Raw genomic sequence first — 21737 nt, 5'->3', positions numbered from 1 at the left:
AAGAGACAGCAACTACATCCTGATGATCATCGACAACGGGTCGTATGGCTCGACCGGGGATCAGCCGACCTATGCGGGCAAGAAGACGGCGCTTGAGAAAGTGGCCGCGGCCTGCGGATGCGAGAACGTTGTCACCTGTCAGGACGTGGACACGGGCGTGACCTTGCAAGCGGCGATCGACAGCAAGCAGATGACGATCATCGTGGTGAAATGCGACAGCGGCAACATCAAGCTGCCGGTGATCACAATGGACCCCGTCGTCATCAAAGACCGCTTTATGAAGGCTGTGGCAAGCTGATGAGCCGCGCCGCGCGTATTCATTCCAGCGAGGATGCGCGGCGCTTGGCCAAATCCCGTCTGCCGTGGATGGTGTTTGACTATATCGACGGGGCGGCGGGCCGCGAGATGGGGGCCGCACGCAATCGCGCGGCCCTTGACGATTTATGCCTTGAGCCGCGTATCCTGCGCGATGTCAGCAACCGCACCCTAGACGTACCTCTGTTCGGCAAAACGGCCAAGCGACCCTTTGGGATCGCGCCGATGGGCATGTGCAACCTGTCCGGACCGGGCGCCGATCTCATGCTGGCGCGACTGGCGGCGCGCGATTCAGTGCCGGTGGGCGTGTCGACGGTGGCCTCGACCCCACTGGAAAAGATGATCGAGGTGGCAGAGGGAAACGCATGGTTCCAACTCTATTTCAGTGGCGACGGTGCTGGATCTTTCAAACTGGCCAAACGCGCGCAAGATGCAGGGTATACAACCCTTGTCGTGACCGTCGATGTGCCTGAAGTCGGCCGAAGGCCGCGGGAATTGCGCCACGACTTTACAATGCCGTTCCGCATCGGACCGCGCCAATTTCTGGATTTCGCACTACATCCGCGCTGGTCCCTGACCTCGCTGGCCGCAGGGCGCCCGCAGATGGCCAATTTTGAGATGGACGGTTTCGACTTTGATCGGACCGAAAGCCGTGCCAAGGCGGATTGGGAGACCCTCAAGGGCCTACGCAATCTGTGGAAGGGGCAATTGGTTGTCAAAGGCGTGACCAACGCGGAAGACGCTCAGCAACTCAAGTCAGAGGGCGTCGATGCCATTCAGGTCTCCAATCACGGCGCACGGCAGTTGGAAAGCGCGCCCGCGCCGATCCACGCGCTCGCGCGGATACGTGCAGCGGTCGGGCCAGAATATCCGCTGTTTTACGACAGCGGGTTGCGCAACGGCGAAGATGTCTTGAAAGCCTTTGATCAGGGGGCAAACTTTGCCTTCTTCGGCCGCATTCTGCAGTTCGCCATCGCGGCAGCCGGCGAGGAGGGGTTGCACAGGTTGTGGGATATTCTCAGTGCTGAGTTATCGAGTGCGATGGCGCAAACAGGTCGAACTGAGTTGGGTTGACCGCTTTGGAAAAGTGCGCGGTGACTGAACTCTCTCAAACCCAATTTAAGCAATCTGGCCTTTCTGCCCGGTTGGCAGACGATTTCAATCAAACCAGATCAGATGTGAACATTTGATGGTCGCCATGCTTTCTAACCCGGTCTGACGCTTTCTTCTCTCCCAATGGTTATCGACTAGGCGATGAGATCGCATTAGAACTACGCAACGTCGAACTCTTGCTTCGACCGTTTGGGTTTCGTGACCTCCAAACGGAGGCGACAGGCAGTAGGCTTATAGATTACCTGCGCACGTTCCGGCACCGTTCGGTCTACCTCATTGAAGACGACGACTACGCCGACTTTTGCAGTGTCGTAAACGAAAATTCGCGCGAGCTTCAAAAAGACGTTCGCCATAGTTACCCCGAGGGTTGGGAGCGCGAAGTCCTAAACCATACAGAAGATTTATTGGCGGGATTAAGGGACAGAAAGACCACGGTGCAGAAAGCGCGAGCGGGACAGGCACAGTTCCGAGAAGCACTGATGGCTCGATATAAAGGACACTGCACTGTTTCCAGGTGTGCCATTCCTGAAGCAATCGAAGCAGCACATGTGATGCCACATACAGGCGATCCTAAATGGGATCATCCAGACAACGGGATGCTGCTACGACGTGACCTCCATTCGTTATTTGACGCAATGCTTTGGAGCATCGATCCAAAGTCGAACCGGTTGCGGGTTGCTGAACAGTTGAAGACGACTTCATACGGAAAACTCGACGGACGCGAGATTGATCACAGCGTCGCACCGGCGTTGCTCGAAGTGCACTTTAGACAGTTCAAAAAAAGAGGGACAAACGACTGACATCCAATGCGTCTTGTATTTGAAAAAGAAGGCCAAGTCTCTAAAGCCAATGGCGTAAATTCCAAAGCCACTGAAGAGCATCGTAACCATATCAATTGCGTAGGCGGAATAAAAAAGGAAACAACGCATGACTAATCCGCAGCAGATGCCCCTTACTTCTGAGAAACTTGTCGAACGAACACAAGAGGGCCGCCGGGTTTTCTATACGTATATTTGGGGTTCCGCTGCGGGTTCCTCTAAGGGCTATCCTATGACCTTCACAGGAAAGGGTCCGCGGACAATGGCCATTCACCGCAGCCAACCTGGGGACTTAGTCTTTGGGATCGTTTCCAACGCCCCAACTTCGGGCGCACCAATTGATCCGAAGCTTGCTGGCCGGGTAGCCTGTGTTTGGCAGATCACACACGCGACAGCCGACACAACTGACTTTGGGATTACATCCCAAAGTGAGTGGGATGTTGATGAAGACGGAAACTATCGTTGGCCATACGCCTTAAGGGCTATGCGAATATGGGGAATTGAAACCCTTCCCTTATTCCGCGAATTGACAGGATACACCAACAAAACACACCACATGGATGCCGTCACATCCATCCGTGAAGTAAGCGACCCAAAATTGATTGCCTCTTTAATGGAGCTTCAAACCATTGAAGTTGAGCCTATGCAGCCTCAATTCAGCTCGATGGAAGGGCAAGTAATCAAGTTGCTCAACAAGCATAGAAATCCATATTCCGTGGAGCCAAAAAATCATGACTTTTGGTATGTATATGTTTTGACTTTGGGTGATGCTGTAAAAATTGGGTACAGCCACAATCCTCAGAGCCGTCGCGACGCCTACAATCTCGGTAGGTTACCTGATCGCGGGGAAAAACTATGGGAACTGAAAGCAACGCAACCGTACCCCTCGGAACAAGCCGCGCAAGCTGTTGAAGCAGAACTTCACAGAGCTTTTTCTGCGTGCGTCACACAACACAATCAGGAAGTCTTCGTTGGTGTTGACGCCATGGACGTAATGGCGCGGATAGCAACCTTCAAATACACGCAGCCCCACTAGCGGAAAATCATTGTTTCGAGGTGGAACCTGCCTCGACAAGCTGTCCTCGCAAACCTACGGTTGAGGAAAAGAAAATTTACAGAGGCAAGGACATTTAATGAGCGCAGATACCCGGCAATCCGACCTTGATTTTGCTTCCGAACTTTTCAAAGCCGCTGACAAGATGCGCGGTTCATTGGAACCGTCCGAGTACAAACACGTAGCCCTTGGACTGATCTTCCTAAAATACATCTCAGAAGCCTTTCAAGCGACCCATGAACGCTTCTCTGATGACGAATATGCGGACGAAGAGGACCCCGAGGAATATCTCGCTGAGAACGTCTTCTGGGTGCCGCCCACGGCCCGCTGGTCGCACATTCAGCACAACGCCCGCTCGGAAAATATCGGCAAAATCATCGATGACGCGATGGAAGCTATTGAAGCGGTGCCAACCAACGAAAGCCTCAAGGGTGTGCTTCCCAAAACCTACGCTCGCCCGACGCTCGACAAAACAATGCTGGGCGAACTGGTCGATCTCTTTTCCAACATCAAGCTGCATGATAGCGCCGACCGGGCGCGTGACCTGTTAGGGCGCGTCTACGAATACTTCATCTCGGGTTTTGCCAGCGCCGAAGGCAAACGTGGCGGCGAATTCTTTACCCCTCGCTCTGTTGTTCGCACCCTCGTTGAAATGCTGGAGCCTTACGAAGGCCGCGTCTATGACCCGTGCTGTGGTTCCGGCGGTATGTTCATTCAGTCCGAGAAGTTCATCGAGGAGCATGGAGGCAATCCACTAAACCTTGCCGTCTATGGCCAAGAGATCAACCACACCACGTGGCGTCTCGCTAAAATGAACCTTGCCGTTCACGGTATTGATGCGGATATCGGCTGGGATAGCGCTGGTAGCTTCCACAAAGACAGCCATCCGAACCTCAAGGCCGATTACATCCTTGCCAACCCGCCGTTCAACATCTCGGACTGGGGCGGGGATCGTCTGGCCGAGGATCTGCGCTGGCAATACGGGGTCCCGCCCAAGGGCAACGCCAACTTCGCGTGGCTACAGCACATCATCCACCACCTCGCCCCGCGCGGACATGCGGGCGTTGTGCTCGCCAATGGCTCCATGTCCAGCCAGACCAGTGGCGAAGGCGAGATTAGAAAACGCCTGATCGAGGAAGACTGCGTCGATTGCATGGTCGCCCTGCCGGGGCAGCTTTTCTATTCGACGCAAATTCCCGTCTGCCTGTGGATACTGTCGCGGGACAAATCTGTGAACGGGTTGAGGGACCGGCGCGGAGAGGTGCTATTCATCGACGCCCGCAACATGGGCCATATGGTAGACCGGGTGCGGCGCGAGTTCTCGGACGAAGACATCGAGCAGATCGCAGGCACCTACCGCCGCTGGCGCGCCAAGCCTGAGACGCTTGAGGAGAAAGGCTGGGAGGGCTACGCCGACACGCCTGGGTTCTGTAAGTCAGAAGGACTGGATACCATCCGCAAGTTCGATCACGTTCTGACACCGGGGCGGTATGTTGGGACCGCTGAGGATGAAGATGATGGGGTGTCCTTTGAGGAGAAGTTTTTGAATTTAAAGGAACTTCTCCGCTCCCAACTCGACGCTTCAGATCAGAAATCTGAGCATATCAGATCAGTTATGAATATGGTGTCGCGCAATGCCTGATTGGGAGGAAACCAGTCTAGGCGACCTTGTCGAAATAAAGCACGGGTTTGCCTTCAAAGGGCAGTATTTCAGCGACACGCCGCCGGGAGACGTCCTTCTTACACCGGGTAACTTTGCCATCGGTGGTGGGTTCCAATTCAACAAACTGAAGTACTACGACGGGCCGAATGAGCCTGACTATACCCTGCAGGGCGGCGAGCTGTTGGTGACGATGACCGACCTCAGCAAAGCTGGAGATACACTTGGCTACCCCGCAATTGTTCCTGTCGAAGCAAGAACATTTCTACACAATCAACGACTTGGTAAAGTTGTGATGAAGTCCGACGCCGTTGGTCAGGATTTCATTTATTGGCTGATGCGCACACCTGCTTATCGGAGCGAGGTGCTCAGCAGCTACACCGGCTCAACGGTCAAACACACTTCGCCAACACGAATTCAGGCATTTCGCTTCATTATGCCACCGCGAGACGAGCGGGAGGCAATCGTGGCCTCTTTGTCCTCACTCGACGACAAAATCGAGCTGAACCGGCGGATGAATGAGACGTTGGAAGAGATGGCGCGGGCGCTGTTTCGGGATTGGTTCGTTGATTTCGGCCCCACCCGCCGCCAGATGAAGGGTGCCACCGAACCCACTGCTATAGTGGGTCACGCCTTCCCGCCCGAAAAAGCCGCCACCCTCGCCCCGCTCTTTCCAGCGGTGTTGGGTGATGATTGCTTGCCGGAAGGGTGGCGATACCGGCCGCTGAACTCGGTTGTTGAACAGCAAAAGCAGTCGGTCAAACCAGATCAGCACCTTGACGAGGAATTCGAGCATTTCAGCCTGCCTTCCTTCGATAAAGCAAGTTGGCCAACGCGCGAACTAGGCTCAGAGATCAAAAGCAACAAGACGGGAGTTCCCGCAAACTCACTTCTAGTTTCCAAGCTCAACCCACGCATTGAGCGTGTGTGGGTTCCCCAGAACGCGGGCGAGCATCGCCAGATTTGCTCAACAGAATTTCTATGCTTAAAGCCCGCACCGGGCCTAGGGGTGGCAACAATTGAGGCCTTATTTCGTTCAGATGAGATGCGTGAGAAAATGGCCGCGATGGTCACTGGCACATCAAACAGCCATCAGCGTGTGCCACCAAAAGTATTGATGCAGGCCGAGGTTTTGCTACCTGGAAACTGCGCGGAAGCCTTTGAAGGTATTGGTTTGCCACTCTTGCACAAACGCCAAGCGAACGAACGAGAAAACCAAACTCTCGCCGAGATGCGCGACCTCCTCCTACCCAAACTCATCTCCGGCGAAATTCGCCTGAAGGATACAGAGGGGAAATTATGAAAGTTGTGCCCAACTACTGTCGCTCATTCCGAAAAGAAGCACATAAGGTTTGGTTCGATATGTCGGAGGCCGAGCGCTTCGGACTGCCTCGGAATGAAGAGACAACGACAGAGGAATTGCTTCTTAACCTTGCACGAAAGCATAAGGGGCGTGGCCTTGACGTCGAAGCCTACACTAAAGCCGAAGAGAGTGCGAACGGAGCCGATTGGGCGTTTTGGTTTTCGAGTGGACCAAGTCAGGGATTTGGGCTGCGCATCCAAGCTAAGCGAATTTACCAAAAAAGCGGAAATTACGATAAGCTGTTCCACCAAAGCGATAGTCAAAAGGAAGCCAGCAAGGCGACGGGAAGGTTGAACCCGAACCAATGCGAAACTCTCTTAAACTACCGTGACGGTCTTATTCCTATTTACACCTTTTACAATTCCGACAAGCTGGACTTAAGGCAAGCTATGGGGTGGCCTCATGTAGGTCGGTGGTTCAAAACTTGCTTCCCACACCATTCTGGTGATTGGGGGATTTCAGCAGCCAGTGCGATAGCTGTCAAAAATGCCACGTGGGGGAAAAACAACAAGCCAGGCGATTTCCCCATGGTGCCTTGGAACTGTCTCGTTTGCTCCTGCTGTTGGGATAGTCGCTCTGTCGATAACTCCTTACCCAATTTAGTGGCGCATGGTGCAAAACAGCTTTTTGCACTTAGCCAAGAAGATGAAGGTGATGTCGAAGCAGATCGACCAGAAATGAACTTTGAACCCCAACAAAGTTCACCGTCTTGGGTGCAGCATCTAAGGGAAGGCGAAGATAGCCGCGATTTGTTGGAGAACTCTATGGAAGAAATGAACCTACGAGGTATTGTCGAAATTAGTGAAGTTGCACTTTATGACTAAGCTGGGCCGCCTAGAACGCGTAGATCTCCGTGTTGAATGGTCTAAAGAAGATCGTGATTTCACCCCTTGGCTTGCGCAAGAAGAGAATATCAACCTGCTGGGCGAAACGCTCAACATGTCGTTGGAGGTCGAGCAAGAGGAACGCCGGGTTGGACGGTTCAGCGCCGACATCCTTTGCAAGGACACCGGGGCAACAGATGCAGGCTGGGTTGTTATCGAAAACCAGTTGGAGACCACCGACCACTCCCACCTTGGGCAAATCTTAACCTACTCCGCAGGCCTAGAGGCCAAGACTTGCGTTTGGGTCGCGGCCAAATTCCATGAAGAACATCGCGCCGCCATCGACTGGCTCAACGAGATTTCAGGCGAAGACCACCAGTTCTTTGGCCTGGAGATCGAACTTTGGCGTATTGGCGACAGCGTGGCCGCCCCCAAGTTCAACATTGTGGCCAAACCAAACGACTGGAAGCGCGAAGTGGGACGCTCCGCTCGCTCTATGGAGCCTGCAGCACTCACGGAGACGAAGCGTCTTCAGCTTGAATTTTGGGAAGTTATGAAGGAGCGTTTAGCCGGTCATAAGACGCTAAGGTCTCAGAAGCCTCAGCCACAGCACTGGACGACCTTTTCAATCGGTCGCTCGGGGATGCACCTAGGTGCCATCATAAACACGCGGGAAGACCGCATCGGTGTTGAACTTTATCTGGGCGACGACAACGCCAATGCCTACTTCGAGCAGCTTGAAGAAGAACGCGAGGCGATTGAGGCCGAGATCGGTTTTGAACTCGTGTGGATGCCTCTCCCAGAAAGACGCGCTTGTCGCATCATAGGCTTTCACCCAATGAAAGACCTTTCAGACAAAAGTAGCTGGAACGAATTGCTAACATGGATCGTCCCAGCGCTTGAACAAATGCACAATGCATTTGCTCGTCGGGTAAAGGATCTAACCAGCGAGGCTACGCTGTGAGTTTTACCGAAGATCTTGTTGAGCAAGCGGCTCTGGCGCTCTTTCAGGAGTTAGGCTGGACGTTTGCCGATCCCATGCTGATTGGCCCAGATGGGTCGGAAAAAGCCCGTGGATCTTATGGTGAAGTGGTGCTGAGCGATGTTCTGCAAGACGCGGCAATGCGGTTGAACCCTGATATTCCGCAAGAGGCACTGGATGCAGCGATCAAGCAGGTTCAAGTATCCGAGACCCCATCTTTAATCGAAGAAAATCGGCGCATTCACCGCTTGCTTGTTGACGGCGTTGATGTGGAATATCGCCGCGCGGACGGATCAATCAAAGGCGACAAAGTTCGGCTGATCGACTTCGCCAACCCGAGTAACAACGACTGGACGGTTACCAATCAATTCACTGTCGTCGAGGGCGGGCATAATCGCCGCCCCGATATTGTAGCCTTTATCAACGGCCTTCCAGTTGCCGTTGTCGAGCTAAAGAACGCAGCGAGTGAGAACGCCACAATTTCCGATGCGTTCAACCAACTGCAAACCTATAAGCAGCAGATACCCAAACTGTTCCTGACAAATGCTGTTCTGATTACCTCAGACGGGCTACAGGCGCGCATTGGGTCGCTTAGCGCTGGTGAGGACCGCTTTATGCCGTGGCGCACTGTGACGGGCGCTCAGGACGATTTCACGCCCGAAGGCCCCAAGGAAATGGAAACGTTGATACGAGGGGTATTTCAACCGGAATATCTTTTGCAACTCATCCGTGACTTTACGGTGTTTGGCGACAAAGGTGATGGTCCATTCAAAATCGTTGGCGGCTATCATCAGTTCCATGGAGCACGCAAAGCACTGAACAGCGCGATTGACGCCACCAGCGCAGATGGTGACCGCAAGGTTGGGGTAATTTGGCATACACAAGGGTCTGGTAAGAGCTTTCTGATGGCGTTCTTCGCTGGTCTTTTGGTCCGATCCGAAGCCTTGGGCAATCCAACGGTGGTGGTCCTGACTGATAGAAACGATCTCGACGATCAGTTGTTCGCCACATTTGCTATGTGCAAGGACCTGATCCGACAAACGCCTGAGCAGATCGAGGATCGTGGCGACCTTCGCTTAAAGCTTGATCGGCAGTCTGGCGGCGTAGTGTTTTCCACTCTGCAAAAATTTTCTCCCGAAGCAGGGGAGGAAGACTTTCCGATGCTTTCGGACCGTCGCAATATCGTTGTGCTGGCCGACGAAGCCCACCGCAGTCAGTATGGCTTTGATGCGAAGCTGAACCGGGATACCGGAGGACGCCGTTACGGCTACGCCCACTATGTCCGTCAAGCGCTTCCAAATGCCTCCTTTGCAGGCTTTACCGGAACACCAATCGAAGCCGCTGACGTAAATACTCCCGCTGTTTTTGGCGAGTACGTTGATATCTACGACATCAGCCGCGCTGTCGAAGATAAGGCGACAGTTCCGATTTATTATGAAAGCCGTTTGGCGCGTGTTGAACTAGAGCAAGAAAAGTTGCCCCAGATCGACGACGCTATCGATGCTCTGTTTGACGACGAAACCCTTTCGGAACAGGAACGCGCCAAGGCAAGCTGGAGTAGTGTAGAAAGGCTAGTCGGAGCACCTGTTCGTCTTGAAAAAGTTGCTGCAGACATAGTGAGCCACTTTGAAGCCCGGGTTGAGGCTATGGACGGCAAGGGTATGGTCGTTTGCATGAGCCGCAAAATATGCGTCGACCTTTATAACCAAATAATCGACTTGAGACCTGATTGGCATTCCGACGATGATGCAGAAGGTGCGATAAAGATTGTAATGACCGGCTCGGCTTCTGATCCTTTGGATTGGCAGCAACATATCGGTAGTAAAACACGCCGTGACCTGCTCGCCAAACGAGCACGCGATGCCCAAGACCCACTTAAGCTCGTACTGGTTCGAGATATGTGGCTGACCGGGTTTGACGCGCCATCTATGCACACAATGTATGTCGACAAACCGATGCGAGGCCACGGGCTAATGCAAGCCATTGCACGAGTGAACCGCGTCTTTAAAGATAAACCCGGTGGGTTGGTCGTTGATTACATTGGCATCGGCCAAAACCTCAAAAAGGCTTTGCAGAACTACACTGCAACTGACCGGGACCAAACCGGTATAAGCGAAGAAGAAGCCGTTGCTGCTTTGCAGGAATATGTTGAGCAATGCCGAGATTTTTTTGCCGGACACAACTATGGCAACGGCATTACGGGTAACCCGCAACAACGCCTAAGCGCGCTGGCTGACGCCATGGAATGGGCTTTGGGAAAGCAAAAGGATAGTGCGGACAGAGCCGGAAATGCGAAGGAAAAACGCAAAGAGTTGAACCGCTTCCAAGATCTCGTTTCGCAAGTTTCAAAAGCCTTCGCTCTTGCATCAGCCAGTGACTATGCAAAGCAAGTGAAGGAAGAAGTCGGGTTTTTCCAAGCGGTGAAGGCAGGTCTCACTAAAACTGCGCCCAAAAAGGGCATGAGTACACGGGAAAAAGAATTTGCCGTCGCACAATTGATGTCCGAAGCCATCGCTGATGCCAACATCATCGACGTTCTCGCAGCAGCAGGTATGAAAAGTCCTGAAATTTCAGTTTTGTCAGATGAATTTCTGTCTGAAATTCAAGAAATGAAACAAAAAAATCTTGCGTTGGAAGCTCTACGCAAATTGCTGGCCGGTGAAATAAACTCGCGTCAAAAACAAAATGTCGTGGAAGCCAAAGCTTTCTCAGAGCGCCTCGAAGCAGCGGTTGCCCGTTATCATGCAAATGCCATCACTAGTCTGGAAATGATCCAAGAATTAATCGACATGGCCAAGGAGCTTAACGCGTCGGTTCAGCGGGGCGAAGAACTTGGTATGAGCAATGAAGAGTTGGCTTTCTATGACGCCTTGTCTCAAAACGACAGCGCTGTTGAGGCCATGGGCAACGACGAATTGCGGGTCATCGCGCATGAGTTGGTCGAACAACTCCAAAAAAACGTGACTGTCGACTGGCATCTCAAAGAAAGTGCACGCGCAAAGTTAAGGGTACTTGTGCGACGTATCCTCAAAAAGTTCGGATACCCGCCAGACCTTGCGCCTTCGGCAATCAATACAGTGCTGAGCCAAGCAGAAACTCTTCTTCGTTGGAGTTAAGGCTGCAAGGTCGATAGCCAAATTCCCTCACAACTCTCTTTTTAGGAAGCAAGAAATGTTCGAGATGTTTTGCCCTGGTTTCATCAACACACCTCAAAATAGCCTGGGACTTTTCGCTGGCTGTGTTTACAGCTACCAGACTTTGATTGCAGGCGTTCTGGCCATCTTGGCGGCGTATTTCGCTGCTCGGCCCGTCTGGAAGCAAGTTAAGGACACAAGTCTCCAAACCATGATTAACCAACGGGAGACCATCTCGGAGAGGGTGAATGAAGCCATAGATCGGTTTCAACGGGTCAAAAATGAGATGGATGAGACGCTTCAAGCACTCATGCATGCGACTTGGGACCCCGCCGGTGAGCCAATTGCAATAGACGATAACACAGCCTACGGACTTCATATGTCTGTCGCGGGTAAACTGAATTGGTATCTAGAAACTTTGCGTGATACCGAAGCACATGAAATTGAGGTCGCGAAGGCTAGGCTGCGTGAAGCGCGCGAGGAACTGGGGAATACTTTAGATACAGCTTATTGGCCTGCGTCTCATAGCCAAAGTGATGAAGATTATTCTTTCACAGACCAAGAATGGGAAGACGTTCAGGAGAAAGCACGACATGCAAAAAGCGAAGCGGCTGATAAAGCTTCCACTTTTGCATCATCTTGGCGCGCACTTGTAGAAGTTCAAAGCGACTGGGTGAAAAAATCGAGGCAAAAAATTAGCGCCTTGGACGACGTAATTACTGCTTCATAAGATGCAGCTTTGAACATCATCTCAGGTGTCAGTGTAACTTTCTATCCAGTGTCATAATAGTTTCAAGTGGCGGGCTGTTCAAAAACCTGGTCCAGCGCTTTCTTTGAGGTTCGAAATCCCAGAGGCAAGCAGCCGTCTCGCTTCATAAAGGTCCCGCTGTGCGGACATCAATTTGGGAGGCAGCGCGCCAATCTTCTCAGAATGCCGGATTGAGACTGTTAATCTGGCTTCAGCCTCATGTGCGGCTTTGAGCGTGGCCGTGACTGCTGACCAATCTGACATTGAATTTCCCATCGCTAGTCAGTCCCGCCCAACCGGCCCCATTTGGGCAATAGAGACTTGTCGACTGTGGCAGCGTTCTTGGAAGTCTGTCGCATCCCCTCCACCTCCTCTCGAAGCTCTGTTTCGTGGTGCGCATTGAGGGCCATCCATTGGAGCCTGACGTTCTCGGTGTTTTCTCCGGCGAGAAAGACCACAGCACCGCTTTCGATTTCGTTATCGACGTCCCCGAAGCATCCGCTGTGTTCCATATCGTGGGCCATTCGGAGGGCGACGGTTGTCTTGCCGTGTCCGGTAAATCCGGTGAGGGCGTAGACGTATCCTCTCTGCATGATGCCATCGATCAGGTAGTCGGCTGGCGTGTATCCATCGACGAACTCGTCCGAGGGCATCAGTCCCTTGTATGGCGTCAGTTCTATTTCGCCCTTGGGTTTGCCGGATACGTCTACGGTTTCTGTCCATTCGCCCTTGGTGAAGACCCAGTGCCCGTTTTCTCTGACAGCTTCGATTTCGAAGTCTTCGGCCTCCTGCTTCACGCGGTCAGGGATTTCGCCGAAGGCGGAAACGATCTTGTTTGCCTGCCTGCGGAACACGGCTTCGGGTGATCCCGCATCTTCGTTCCTATTCACCACGCCCATTGGTGACCTCCTCCATATCAGAGGCGGCGATCTTGTCGGCGCGCGCTATTTCGTATTGCAGCATTTTCATCGGCTCGATCTTGGTGAAGTGAGCCATGGCGGTGATCATCACGAAGGCCACGTCCTCAGAATTGTGGGAGGTCAGCATGAACCGCGCGATGCGCTGGAGGGCCTCCTCGTCACCGTCGAATGCCTTGTCGATCCACTTATGCATTGTTGTTCGCATTGGCGGCGGGTTGCGGCGGGCTGAGGGCGTCCAGCCCAGCTCACGGGCCTTGTAGTAGAAAGAGCCGGGGCCGATCTCCCTGACGCCTTTGATGCTGTTCCAGAGGCGTGTTGGGTCGTCGTTGATTTCGCCGTTTAGTTTCGCCGACCAATCATAGAAGGCCTGCTCGATTTCGAAGGCGGTCTTTGGGTCCGCGTCTTGCGCTGCTGCCCAGACGGCGTGCGCCATGCGGACCCACTCATCGTAATCCTGATTTGGGTTTTCCAGGGTGCGGAGGATGTCTGGGATCAGGGATGCGTCGTGCTGGTCTTCTGGTAGCGCTGCTCCGAGCTTGGCGGTTGCGTTGACGATGCGGGCTGCTTTGCCTGTGCGCTGCTCTATCACTTGGCGCGCGCGGAGCGCGCCTTTGATAAGCGTCGGCGTTCCTTCGAGGTGATTAAACGTCAGGACAATGAACCGCGCGTTGCTGGCGTAGAGGCCAGCGCCGTTGCGCTCTCTCGTGCCGTGGTCATCGGAGTGCCGTGCGGTCAGGATGTGCAGTCCGGTGCCGGAGACGCTGATCTCGGTATAGGTTTCGGGGTCATCGATCAACGGCTGGAGCCAGTCGGCGATGATTTCCCCTGTGTCTGGATCGCGGACCTTATCGAAGTCGCCGACGACGAGGGAGCTGCCGTCACGGGGCAGGTATGCCACCTCGAAAGTCATGTGCTGGTTGAACTGCTTTTCCGGGGAGCGGCTGGCATTGATCTGATCGATGTGCGCGTTGATCTCGCCGACCCGTTTCTTGAGGGCGTTGGCGGCTTTCGCTGCGGCCTCGAAGGTCATGAAGGATGCGGCTTCGCGGTCCATTGGGATGCCTGCCCGCGCGTTGACCGGCACCTTGGTTTCGCCGATGCCTGCGACGGACCAGTTCTTTTCGGCCCTAGCGCGTTCCCAGACGGGACCTTCGGGGAGCACGCGCTTCATGCCAGCGTTTTCCTTTCGCAGCCCATCAAGCCCACGCCTCGCACGCTTCGATGAACTCCCTAATGTGTTTGCCCCGATAGCGTACACCGCTGTTGTCCAGCAACTTGGTAACCTTCGGCCCTTTACCCCGCGATCTCCATCCTTCCAGCGTTCGGTGCGAGATACTCAGGCGTGCGGCTGTCTGCTTGGTCGAATAGAGAGCATCATCATCGATACGCATCGGTATCGCGGACAGGTCACGCTCCATCTGCACTAAGGCATCAGCAAAGCGATGCTCGGGGCTAAGCCTCCGGTCGAGTTGGCGGAACACATCCTCAAGGTTTGTGTTCATATTGGCTGCTGCTGTCATGCTTGTCTCCTTCACTCGCGTTGAAAGAAACCTAAGGACTGCACATCGTTCCCTGTATGGGGGCGAAAGGAACGATCTTTGCTGCAGTGTGGAAATGCGAAGACCTGGCGATGAGAACGCGTTACTTCAAAGAACGGTGTGTGAAGGGTGTGTGACGACCGTCACGTTCGCAACCACGTATTGGCGGTAACTTATTGAAACTAATGGTGAGCCGTGCAGGGTTCGAACCTGCGACCCGCTGATTAAAAGTCAGCTGCTCTACCAACTGAGCTAACGGCCCCACTAGGCGGCCTATCTAGAAAGGGTGGGCAGTCGGGTCAAGCCGATTCTGCGCTCATTTTCTGCGACATACTGGATTCCCCAAATGCGTGGCGTTATATGCGCGCAATGCATGATCCACTCTCCTCTCAATGGCCTTTCATGAAGATGCATGGGTTGGGCAACGATTTTGTCGTTGTAGACGCGCGTGCGCAGCCTGTGTCGCTGGACGCGCCACTGGTTCGTGCGCTGGCTGACAGGCATCGTGGTGTGGGGTTTGATCAGCTTGCGCTGATCACCGAGGGCGACGATCTGACGATCACCTTTTACAACGCGGACGGGTCGCACTCTGCGGCGTGTGGCAATGCGACTCGTTGCATCGCAGCTCGCGAAATGGCGCAAAGCGGCGCTGATCGCCTCAACATCACCATCACCGGGCGTGGGTCCCTGCAAGCGGTACGCGACGCGGATAAGGTGACAGCCGTCAATATGGGTGCACCGATTCTGAACTGGCAGGACATCCCGCTGGCTTCTGATGTGGACACGCTTGCCTTGCCGATCGACGGCGCCCCGGTGGCCACAGGCATGGGCAATCCGCATTGCACCTTCTTTGTCGAGGATGTCAGCGCAATTGATCTGGCAACGCGCGGGCCTCAGATCGAACATCACCCGCTGTTTCCCGAACGCACCAACGTACAATTCGCCCAGATTATTGGACCAGATCATATCCGCATGCGGGTGTGGGAACGCGGCACAGGGATCACTCTGGCCTCTGGCTCCTCGTCCTGTGCTGTGGCTGTGGCTGCCGCGCGCAAGGGGCTGACAGGGCGCACAGTGCGCATTGATCTGGATGGTGGTACGCTCAACATCGATTGGCGCGCCGATGGCGTGTGGATGTCGGGACCAACTGCACACGTCTTCGACGGCGTGTTGACCCAAAGCTTTCTGGACGGGCTATGAAGGCGCCTGTCTTTTCCAACCACGGCTGTCGTCTCAATGCCTACGAAACCAAGGCGATGGAGGAACTGGCCGAGCAAGCTGGCCTGCGCGATGCAGTCGTGATCAACACATGCGCTGTGACGGCAGAGGCGGTGCGCAAGGCGCGTCAGGACATCCGCAAGTTGCGCCGCGCCCATCCGGACGCCAAGCTGATCGTCACGGGCTGTGCGGCACAGACAGAGCCTGACACGTTCGCCGCAATGGACGAAGTCGATGCCGTCATCGGTAACACTGAAAAAATGCAAGCCAGTACGTGGGCGTCGCTGTCCGGAGACTTCGGGACCGAGCCGGTTCAGGTCGATGACATCATGTCTGTGACTGAAACCGCTGGACACCTGATCGACGGCTTTGGCACCCGCAGCCGCGCCTATGTACAGGTCCAGAATGGCTGTGATCACCGCTGCACCTTTTGCATCATCCCGTTCGGGCGGGGTAATTCGCGGTCCGTCCCTGCCGGTGTCGTCGTGGACCAGATCAAACGGCTCTTGGATCGCGGGTTCAACGAGGTGGTGCTGACAGGTGTTGATCTGACGTCCTGGGGGGCTGATCTGCCATCAACGCCCCGATTGGGCGACCTTGTGCTGCGCATCCTGAAACTGGTGCCGGACCTGCCGCGCCTCCGGATCAGCTCTATCGACTCGATCGAGGTGGATGAGGCTCTGATGCAGGCTATCGCGACCGAGGATCGGCTGATGCCGCACCTGCACCTCAGTCTGCAACACGGGGATGATCTGATCCTCAAACGGATGAAACGGCGGCACCTGCGCGACGATGCCATCCAGTTCGCGCAAGAGGCCCGCAAACTGCGCCCAGATATGACCTTTGGGGCGGACATCATCGCAGGGTTCCCGACCGAGACCGAGGCGCATTTTGAAAATGCGCTGGCCCTTGTGTCGGAATGCGACCTGACATGGCTGCACGTCTTCCCCTATTCACCTCGCCCCGGCACTCCGGCAGCGCGTATGCCGCAAGTGAATGGCACTTTGATCAAGGAACGCGCCGCGCGTCTGCGTGCGGCCGGGCAGGCGCAAGTCACCGAGCACCTGTCCAAACAGGTTGGCAAAACCCACCGCGTGTTGATGGAGAGCCCGACCATGGGCCGGACCGAGCAGTTCTGCGAGGTCGTATTCGAAACGGTTCAGGACGAAGGCGCGATTGTCGGCGCGACGATTACGGCGCACACAGACACACAACTCGTCGCCTGACCCGGGCGTACGACACGTGCGTCTTACAGGTCCCTTCTCTGATTTGAAAATCCCGGGGACGCGCGTCAGCGCGGGGGCAGAGCCCCTCTGAAGGTGGCCCCAAGGCGACGCCCCGTAAGGCTTAGGTGCCCTGCGCCACCCCACAAAAGAAAAAGCCCCGCCGACTGGCAGGGCTCTCTCAAATTTCAAAGGGCGTTGGCGTTACTTTTTGTAGCGCGACTTCACAGGCGCCCAGATGCGTTTGTTTGTGAGGTACAGCAGCACTGACAGAACTGTCAGGAACAACACGCCAACAAATCCAGCTTGCTTGCGCGCCACCAGTTTCGGCTCAGCTGTCCACATCAGGAATGCAGAGACATCCTCGGACAAGTGATGCAGGTCTGTGGCGTGACCGTCTGCAAATTCGAGGTCATCTCCATAAAGAGGAGGTGCCATGGCAATCCAGCCACCGGGGAAGATGGTGTTTTCGTACAGAACCGAACCCGCCTCTTCCTTCTCTTCACCGGTATAGCCGGTCAAAAGGGCGGTGATGTACTCAGGGCCACCAATACCGTTCATCAACTGGTTGATGCCCAGACCGTAGGGGCCGTGGAACCCAGCGCGCGCCTTTGCCATCAGGCTCAGGTCAGGCGCATTTTCCAGAGCGGACGCCGGAAAGTGGTCACTTGGCGTGGCCGTCCGAAAGTCGTCCAACTCGGCGTCAAACACCTCGTAGAACTCCGCATAGGCACGGACCTGATCCTCGGGCAGGGCAGGGCCGCCCTCATCGCCCAGCGTGCGCAGAGGCACGAATTTCAGACCATGACAGGCGGCGCAAATCTCGGTGTAGATCTGCAATCCGCGCTGTAACTGGTTCTGATCATAGGACCCGAACGGACCGTCAAAGGAGAAATCAACATTCTCTACGTGACCTGTCGCCTCGCCAGCGGCGAATGCGCTGGTGGACAGCATGACCGCTGCCACCACACTTGCTGCAAGTTTCTTAAACATCTGCAGTCTCTCCTTATTCCGCTGGCTGCGTCGATGGGGCGGCGCCCGCATCGTCGCCACCATAATGTGCGGCAAAGTCTTCTTCGATGGTCGCAGGTTGTGCTTCCGGTTTCTCGATCACGCCAAGCAATGGCAGGATGACGAGGAAGTAGGCAAACCAGTACGCCGATGCGATCAGGGAAATCGTGTTGAATGGCTCCTCAGCAGGCATCGCGCCCACCCACATCAGGACAAAGAAGTCCACGACCAGCAACCAGAACCACCACTTCAGCATCGGACGATAGCGCGCCGAACGAACCGACGACGTGTCGAGCCATGGCGACAGGGCCAGAACCACGATCGCACCGAACATCGCCATCACACCAAAGAACTTGGCGTCTACGATGCCACCGGTCAGGAACCCGGCCAGTTGCACGACCCAGACTTCGTCAGTGAAGGCACGTAGGATCGCGTAGAAGGGCAGGAAGTACCATTCCGGAACGATGTGTGCAGGTGTCGCAAGCGCGTTGGCTTCGATGTAGTTGTCCGGGTGACCAAGGAAGTTGGGCATAAAGCCAACAACTGCAAAGAACACCACAAGGATCACGGCCAGAGCGAACAGGTCTTTGATCACGAAATAGGGCCAGAAAGGCAGTGTGTCTTTCTCTGCTTCTTCCTTGCTGCCACGACGCACCTCAACACCGGTCGGGTTGTTGTTGCCCGTGGTGTGGAAGGCCCAGATGTGCACGATCACCAGACCGGCAATCACGAAGGGCAACAGATAGTGCAGGCTGAAGAACCGGTTCAGCGTGGCATTGTCGACAGCAGGCCCGCCAAGCAGCCAGGCTTGCAGTGATTCACCGATGAACGGGATCGCGCCAAACAGGCCGGTGATCACAGTCGCACCCCAGAAAGACATCTGCCCCCAAGGCAGAACGTAACCCATAAAGGCCGTGCCCATCATCAACAGGTAGATCAGCATGCCGATCACCCACGTGATTTCGCGGGGCGCCTTGTAAGAGCCGTAGTAGAGACCGCGGAAGATGTGCGCATACACAGCAACAAAAAACAGCGACGCGCCGTTCATGTGAATATAGCGCAGCATCGCGCCACCATTCACGTTGCGCATGATGTGCTCAACAGACGAGAACGCGTAGTCCACATGCGGCGTGTAATGCATGACCAGCACGATGCCGGTGATGATTTGCAGCGCCAGACAGAACGTCAGAACAATGCCCCAGATCCACATCCAGTTCAGGTTCTTGGGCGTGGGGATCATCAATGTGTCGTACAAAAGGCCTACGATAGGAAGACGCTTTGCCAGCCCCTTTTCCCATGCTGCCTTTGGTTCGTAATGGTCGTGAGGAATTCCACCCATGGTACAGCTCTCCCTTAACCCAATTTGATCGTGGTTTCGTCCACGAATTCTGCGACAGGCACCGGCAGGTTGCGCGGTGCGGGCCCGCGGCGGATGCGGCCCGATGTGTCATAGTGTGATCCGTGGCAGGGGCAGAACCAGCCGCCAAAGTCGCCCGCATCACCCAGAGGCACACAGCCAAGGTGCGTACAAACGCCGATCATCACCAGCCATTCACCGGATTCGTCGAGCGACCGGTTTTCGTCAGAGGCATCCGCACCCAATGGGGCGTTCGCGTTCTCTGAACCCTGATCTGGCAGGTCGGACATCTCAACGTCGCGGGCGGCTGCAATTTCTTCTTCCGTACGGCGACGGATAAAGACGGGTTTGCCCAGCCATTTGACGGTCAACTGTGTACCCGGTTCCACTGTGCTGACGTCAACCCGGATAGATGACAGGGCCAAAACGTCAGCCGAGGGGTTCATCTGATTGACCAGGGGCCAGATTGCGGCACCGGCAACGACTGCGCCTGCGCCACCTGTGGCGTAGTACAGAAAATCGCGGCGTTCGCCGTCGTGTTCTTCTTCTGCGTGGGACACGGGGGTTTTCTCCAGTTTCCAAGCGACCCCGAAGGGCCAATGACATATCCGGCCACGCGCAAAGCGTCACCAATGTTGTCGAGCTATCTAGCGTCGTCGGCGAGCCACGTCCAGCGTGCAATCTGCCGCACGTGGTCGCAGGGTGAAGGGTTTAACCCTTTGTTTAGACTCAAGGACCGGCCGCACCGTCAATCCCGGGGCGAGTGTACGGTTGGCGCACAGGGTGTGTAGGGCCGGTGCGCGACCAGTGCTTATCCGATTCCCCTGTTTTTATGCCTTGAACCCACGATTCGGCTGCGTTGTGGGTTTTGGGGCTGGGAAAGTTATGCAGATCGCGCCGTTCAGGGGGCCGTGGCGGCCATCGAGGGTCGCGCCGAAAATCCCTCATACCAGGCTGCAAGCATCGCGCGCCCTTGCCGCCAATCCCGGGCCTCATGGCGAAAATCGAGGTATCCAAGCGCGCAAGCAACCGAGATATGCCCGGCACCAACTGGCCCGGACAAATGACTCATCCAGCGGGTGTTGAGCGCATCGAGACCGCGCTCCACCTTGCCCCACTGCGCCTCGATCCAAGGTTCGGACACTTGCTCGGGATCCCGCAGCCGGATTTCATAAACCATGGACACGGCACTATCCATGATCCCGTCACCAGTGGCCTCCAGCGTCAGCGTTTCCCAACGGCGACCGCCTTCGGGGTACATCCCACCCTGATAGAGGTCGTCAAGAAAGGCTGTGATCACTCGGCTGTCATATAAGGTCACGCCCTCGGGTCGCTCCAGTGCGGGCAGGCGCGCCAGTGGATTCGCAGCCATCAGGTTTGCGTCCGACGCGAGCGCCGTAGTGGTGACCGTGGCCAGTTCAACGTCATCGGCCTTGCCCAATTCATGAAGCAAAACGACGACTTTGCGCACAAATGGTGAAGCGGGGGAGTGATACAGCTTCATTACGGATCCTTTCGGTTTTGCCGGACCCTAGCAGAGCCGCTGCCGCTGTCCACTGTCGGCTACTTGGCCCCACGCATAAGGGCGGCAAGCGCCCGCGCCTCACTGCCCATCCCATAGGCATCCATATAGTCAGCCGCGCGCAGCCGAACGTCATCGGGTTTGTTCTGGTTCAGTTTCCATGTGCCATCGACACCCTCGATCTTCATCCGGCAGGGCACAATCTGGCGCATCATCTTGTCCAGTACCTCAGGCGTCATCTTGTTGGTCATCCAAGGGGCTTTGGGCGCCAACTGATCTTCAAAGTGTTTTGACTGACGATCCAACAGGGCCCGCATCTCTTCGTGCTGGCGCAGTTCCAGAGTGCCGGTCAGATGCACGGCGACATAGTTCCACGTGGGCACCTGATCCGTGACTTCGTACCAGTCGGGAGAGACATATCCATCCGGCCCGCTCACGGCGATCCGTGCCGGCAGTGGCGATTTCAAGGCGCGGGCAATCGGGTTGGAGCGGACAAGGTGCAGATGCAAATGGCCCGCATCCTCATCAATCAGGAACGGCACATGCGCCATCACAGGGCCAGCATCATGATTGATGGCGAGAATGCCAAAGGCACGCTCGCGCGCAAAGGCAATGTTGTCCTGCGCTGTCTGGTCATGAAACACGGGGTTTGGGTGCATGGTTTTGGTCCGTTCTACGTCGTGTCCCTCTTGCCTTGGGACGTGCAACTTGGCAACCTTGTGCTGTTCTCAGGGCGGGGCGAAATTCCCCACCGGCGGTATGCAGGCCCACATCAATTGGTGATCTGCCAGCCCGCGAGCGCCTCGTCTTTGACGAGGGTCCAGCAGATCAGGTGAGAAGCCTGAGCCGACGGTCATAGTCCGGATGAAAGAGAACGTGCAGTTGCCGCACCCACAATGGTGCGCGTCTCTGTGCGCAATCGCCTTGGGTGACGTGT

21 protein-coding genes, 1 tRNA gene and 1 riboswitch are annotated in these 21737 nt (G+C 55.4%); of the genes, 12 read left to right on the top strand and 10 right to left on the bottom strand.

Annotation, left to right across the window (positions count from 1 at the left end; translation table 11 throughout):
* From DHN60_RS07875 to DHN60_RS07830, 10 genes are all read left to right on the top strand, one after another.
* Window positions 1–298 (top strand): thiamine pyrophosphate-dependent enzyme (locus DHN60_RS07875; RefSeq protein ID WP_234423568.1); only part of this gene is annotated, 298 nt, incomplete at its 5' end.
* A complete protein-coding gene (locus DHN60_RS07870; RefSeq protein WP_108836711.1) occupies window positions 298–1389 on the top strand; it encodes an alpha-hydroxy acid oxidase in 1092 nt (363 codons plus the stop codon). The genes DHN60_RS07875 and DHN60_RS07870, both read left to right, overlap by 1 nt.
* A gap of 215 nt (window positions 1390–1604) precedes the next feature.
* Window positions 1605–2228, top strand: coding sequence for an HNH endonuclease (locus DHN60_RS07865; protein ID WP_108836710.1), 624 nt, complete (start codon window positions 1605–1607; stop codon window positions 2226–2228).
* A 127-nt stretch (window positions 2229–2355) separates the two neighbouring features.
* Window positions 2356–3282 carry a GIY-YIG nuclease family protein gene (locus tag DHN60_RS07860; protein ID WP_108836709.1) on the top strand — a complete coding sequence of 309 codons (927 nt, stop codon included), beginning with the start codon at window positions 2356–2358 and terminating at the stop codon, window positions 3280–3282.
* Window positions 3283–3379: 97 nt separating this feature from the next.
* A complete protein-coding gene (locus DHN60_RS07855; protein ID WP_234423567.1) occupies window positions 3380–4942 on the top strand; it encodes a class I SAM-dependent DNA methyltransferase in 1563 nt (520 codons plus the stop codon).
* Window positions 4935–6263, top strand: coding sequence for a restriction endonuclease subunit S (locus DHN60_RS07850; RefSeq protein ID WP_108836708.1), 1329 nt, complete (start codon window positions 4935–4937; stop codon window positions 6261–6263). The genes DHN60_RS07855 and DHN60_RS07850 overlap by 8 nt, the downstream gene beginning before the upstream one ends.
* Entirely contained in the window at window positions 6260–7147 is an 888-nt protein-coding gene (locus DHN60_RS07845) for a DUF6615 family protein (RefSeq protein WP_108836707.1), read from the top strand. Before DHN60_RS07850 ends, DHN60_RS07845 begins: the two co-directional genes overlap by 4 nt.
* A complete protein-coding gene (locus DHN60_RS07840; protein WP_108836706.1) occupies window positions 7140–8111 on the top strand; it encodes a DUF4268 domain-containing protein in 972 nt (323 codons plus the stop codon). Before DHN60_RS07845 ends, DHN60_RS07840 begins: the two co-directional genes overlap by 8 nt.
* Window positions 8108–11245, top strand: a complete 3138-nt coding sequence (locus tag DHN60_RS07835) for a type I restriction endonuclease subunit R (RefSeq protein ID WP_108836705.1) — start codon at window positions 8108–8110, stop codon at window positions 11243–11245. The genes DHN60_RS07840 and DHN60_RS07835 overlap by 4 nt, the downstream gene beginning before the upstream one ends.
* A 55-nt stretch (window positions 11246–11300) precedes the next feature.
* Window positions 11301–11993, top strand: coding sequence for a hypothetical protein (locus DHN60_RS07830; protein WP_108836704.1), 693 nt, complete (start codon window positions 11301–11303; stop codon window positions 11991–11993).
* A 78-nt stretch (window positions 11994–12071) separates the two neighbouring features.
* On the opposite strand, the gene DHN60_RS07825 is transcribed toward DHN60_RS07830, so the two are convergent.
* The 5 genes from DHN60_RS07825 to DHN60_RS07805 form a co-directional block, all read right to left on the bottom strand.
* A complete protein-coding gene (locus DHN60_RS07825; RefSeq protein WP_159089149.1) occupies window positions 12072–12275 on the bottom strand; it encodes a hypothetical protein in 204 nt (67 codons plus the stop codon).
* Window positions 12276–12289: 14 nt separating this feature from the next.
* Window positions 12290–12910 (bottom strand): AAA family ATPase, encoded by a 621-nt coding sequence (locus DHN60_RS07820; protein WP_108836702.1) that lies wholly within the window; start codon window positions 12908–12910, stop codon window positions 12290–12292.
* The gene (locus tag DHN60_RS07815; protein ID WP_108836701.1) at window positions 12894–14102 is read right to left on the bottom strand and encodes a PriCT-2 domain-containing protein; all 1209 of its coding nucleotides are present in this window, start codon (window positions 14100–14102) and stop codon (window positions 12894–12896) included. The genes DHN60_RS07820 and DHN60_RS07815 overlap by 17 nt, the downstream gene beginning before the upstream one ends.
* A gap of 25 nt (window positions 14103–14127) precedes the next feature.
* Complete coding sequence (locus DHN60_RS22485) at window positions 14128–14451, bottom strand: AlpA family transcriptional regulator (protein WP_199913643.1); 324 nt, start codon at window positions 14449–14451, stop codon at window positions 14128–14130.
* Between the two features lie 204 nt (window positions 14452–14655).
* Window positions 14656–14731: transfer RNA gene (locus DHN60_RS07805), tRNA-Lys, on the bottom strand.
* Window positions 14732–14829: 98 nt separating this feature from the next.
* Here DHN60_RS07805 and dapF point away from each other — a divergent pair.
* Together dapF and mtaB are read left to right on the top strand one after the other, a co-directional pair.
* Window positions 14830–15669, top strand: coding sequence for a diaminopimelate epimerase (gene dapF, locus DHN60_RS07800; protein WP_108836700.1), 840 nt, complete (start codon window positions 14830–14832; stop codon window positions 15667–15669).
* Window positions 15666–16913, top strand: a complete 1248-nt coding sequence (gene mtaB, locus DHN60_RS07795; protein ID WP_108836699.1) for a tRNA (N(6)-L-threonylcarbamoyladenosine(37)-C(2))-methylthiotransferase MtaB — start codon at window positions 15666–15668, stop codon at window positions 16911–16913. The genes dapF and mtaB overlap by 4 nt, the downstream gene beginning before the upstream one ends.
* A gap of 201 nt (window positions 16914–17114) precedes the next feature.
* Here mtaB and DHN60_RS07790 read toward each other — a convergent pair whose 3' ends face one another.
* The 5 genes from DHN60_RS07790 to DHN60_RS07770 all read right to left on the bottom strand — a co-directional run bounded on the left by DHN60_RS07790 (window position 17115) and on the right by DHN60_RS07770 (window position 21459).
* A complete protein-coding gene (locus DHN60_RS07790; protein ID WP_108836698.1) occupies window positions 17115–17903 on the bottom strand; it encodes a cytochrome c1 in 789 nt (262 codons plus the stop codon).
* Between the two features lie 13 nt (window positions 17904–17916).
* Window positions 17917–19260, bottom strand: a complete 1344-nt coding sequence (locus DHN60_RS07785; protein WP_108836697.1) for a cytochrome b N-terminal domain-containing protein — start codon at window positions 19258–19260, stop codon at window positions 17917–17919.
* Window positions 19261–19274: 14 nt separating this feature from the next.
* Window positions 19275–19838: a ubiquinol-cytochrome c reductase iron-sulfur subunit gene (gene petA / locus DHN60_RS07780; protein WP_108836696.1), complete on the bottom strand. Its 564-nt coding sequence runs from the start codon at window positions 19836–19838 to the stop codon at window positions 19275–19277.
* Window positions 19839–20179: 341 nt separating this feature from the next.
* Window positions 20180–20782 carry a glutathione S-transferase gene (locus tag DHN60_RS07775; RefSeq protein ID WP_108836695.1) on the bottom strand — a complete coding sequence of 201 codons (603 nt, stop codon included), beginning with the start codon at window positions 20780–20782 and terminating at the stop codon, window positions 20180–20182.
* Between the two features lie 59 nt (window positions 20783–20841).
* A complete protein-coding gene (locus DHN60_RS07770; protein WP_108836694.1) occupies window positions 20842–21459 on the bottom strand; it encodes an FMN-binding negative transcriptional regulator in 618 nt (205 codons plus the stop codon).
* Window positions 21460–21520: 61 nt separating this feature from the next.
* Window positions 21521–21680: riboswitch (FMN riboswitch) on the top strand.
* Window positions 21681–21737: the final 57 nt, after the last annotated feature.

It is taken from the genome of Tateyamaria sp. Alg231-49, from assembly GCF_900143535.1.
Lineage (GTDB): Bacteria > Pseudomonadota > Alphaproteobacteria > Rhodobacterales > Rhodobacteraceae > Tateyamaria.
This window is presented reverse-complemented; position numbering and strand designations above follow the sequence as displayed.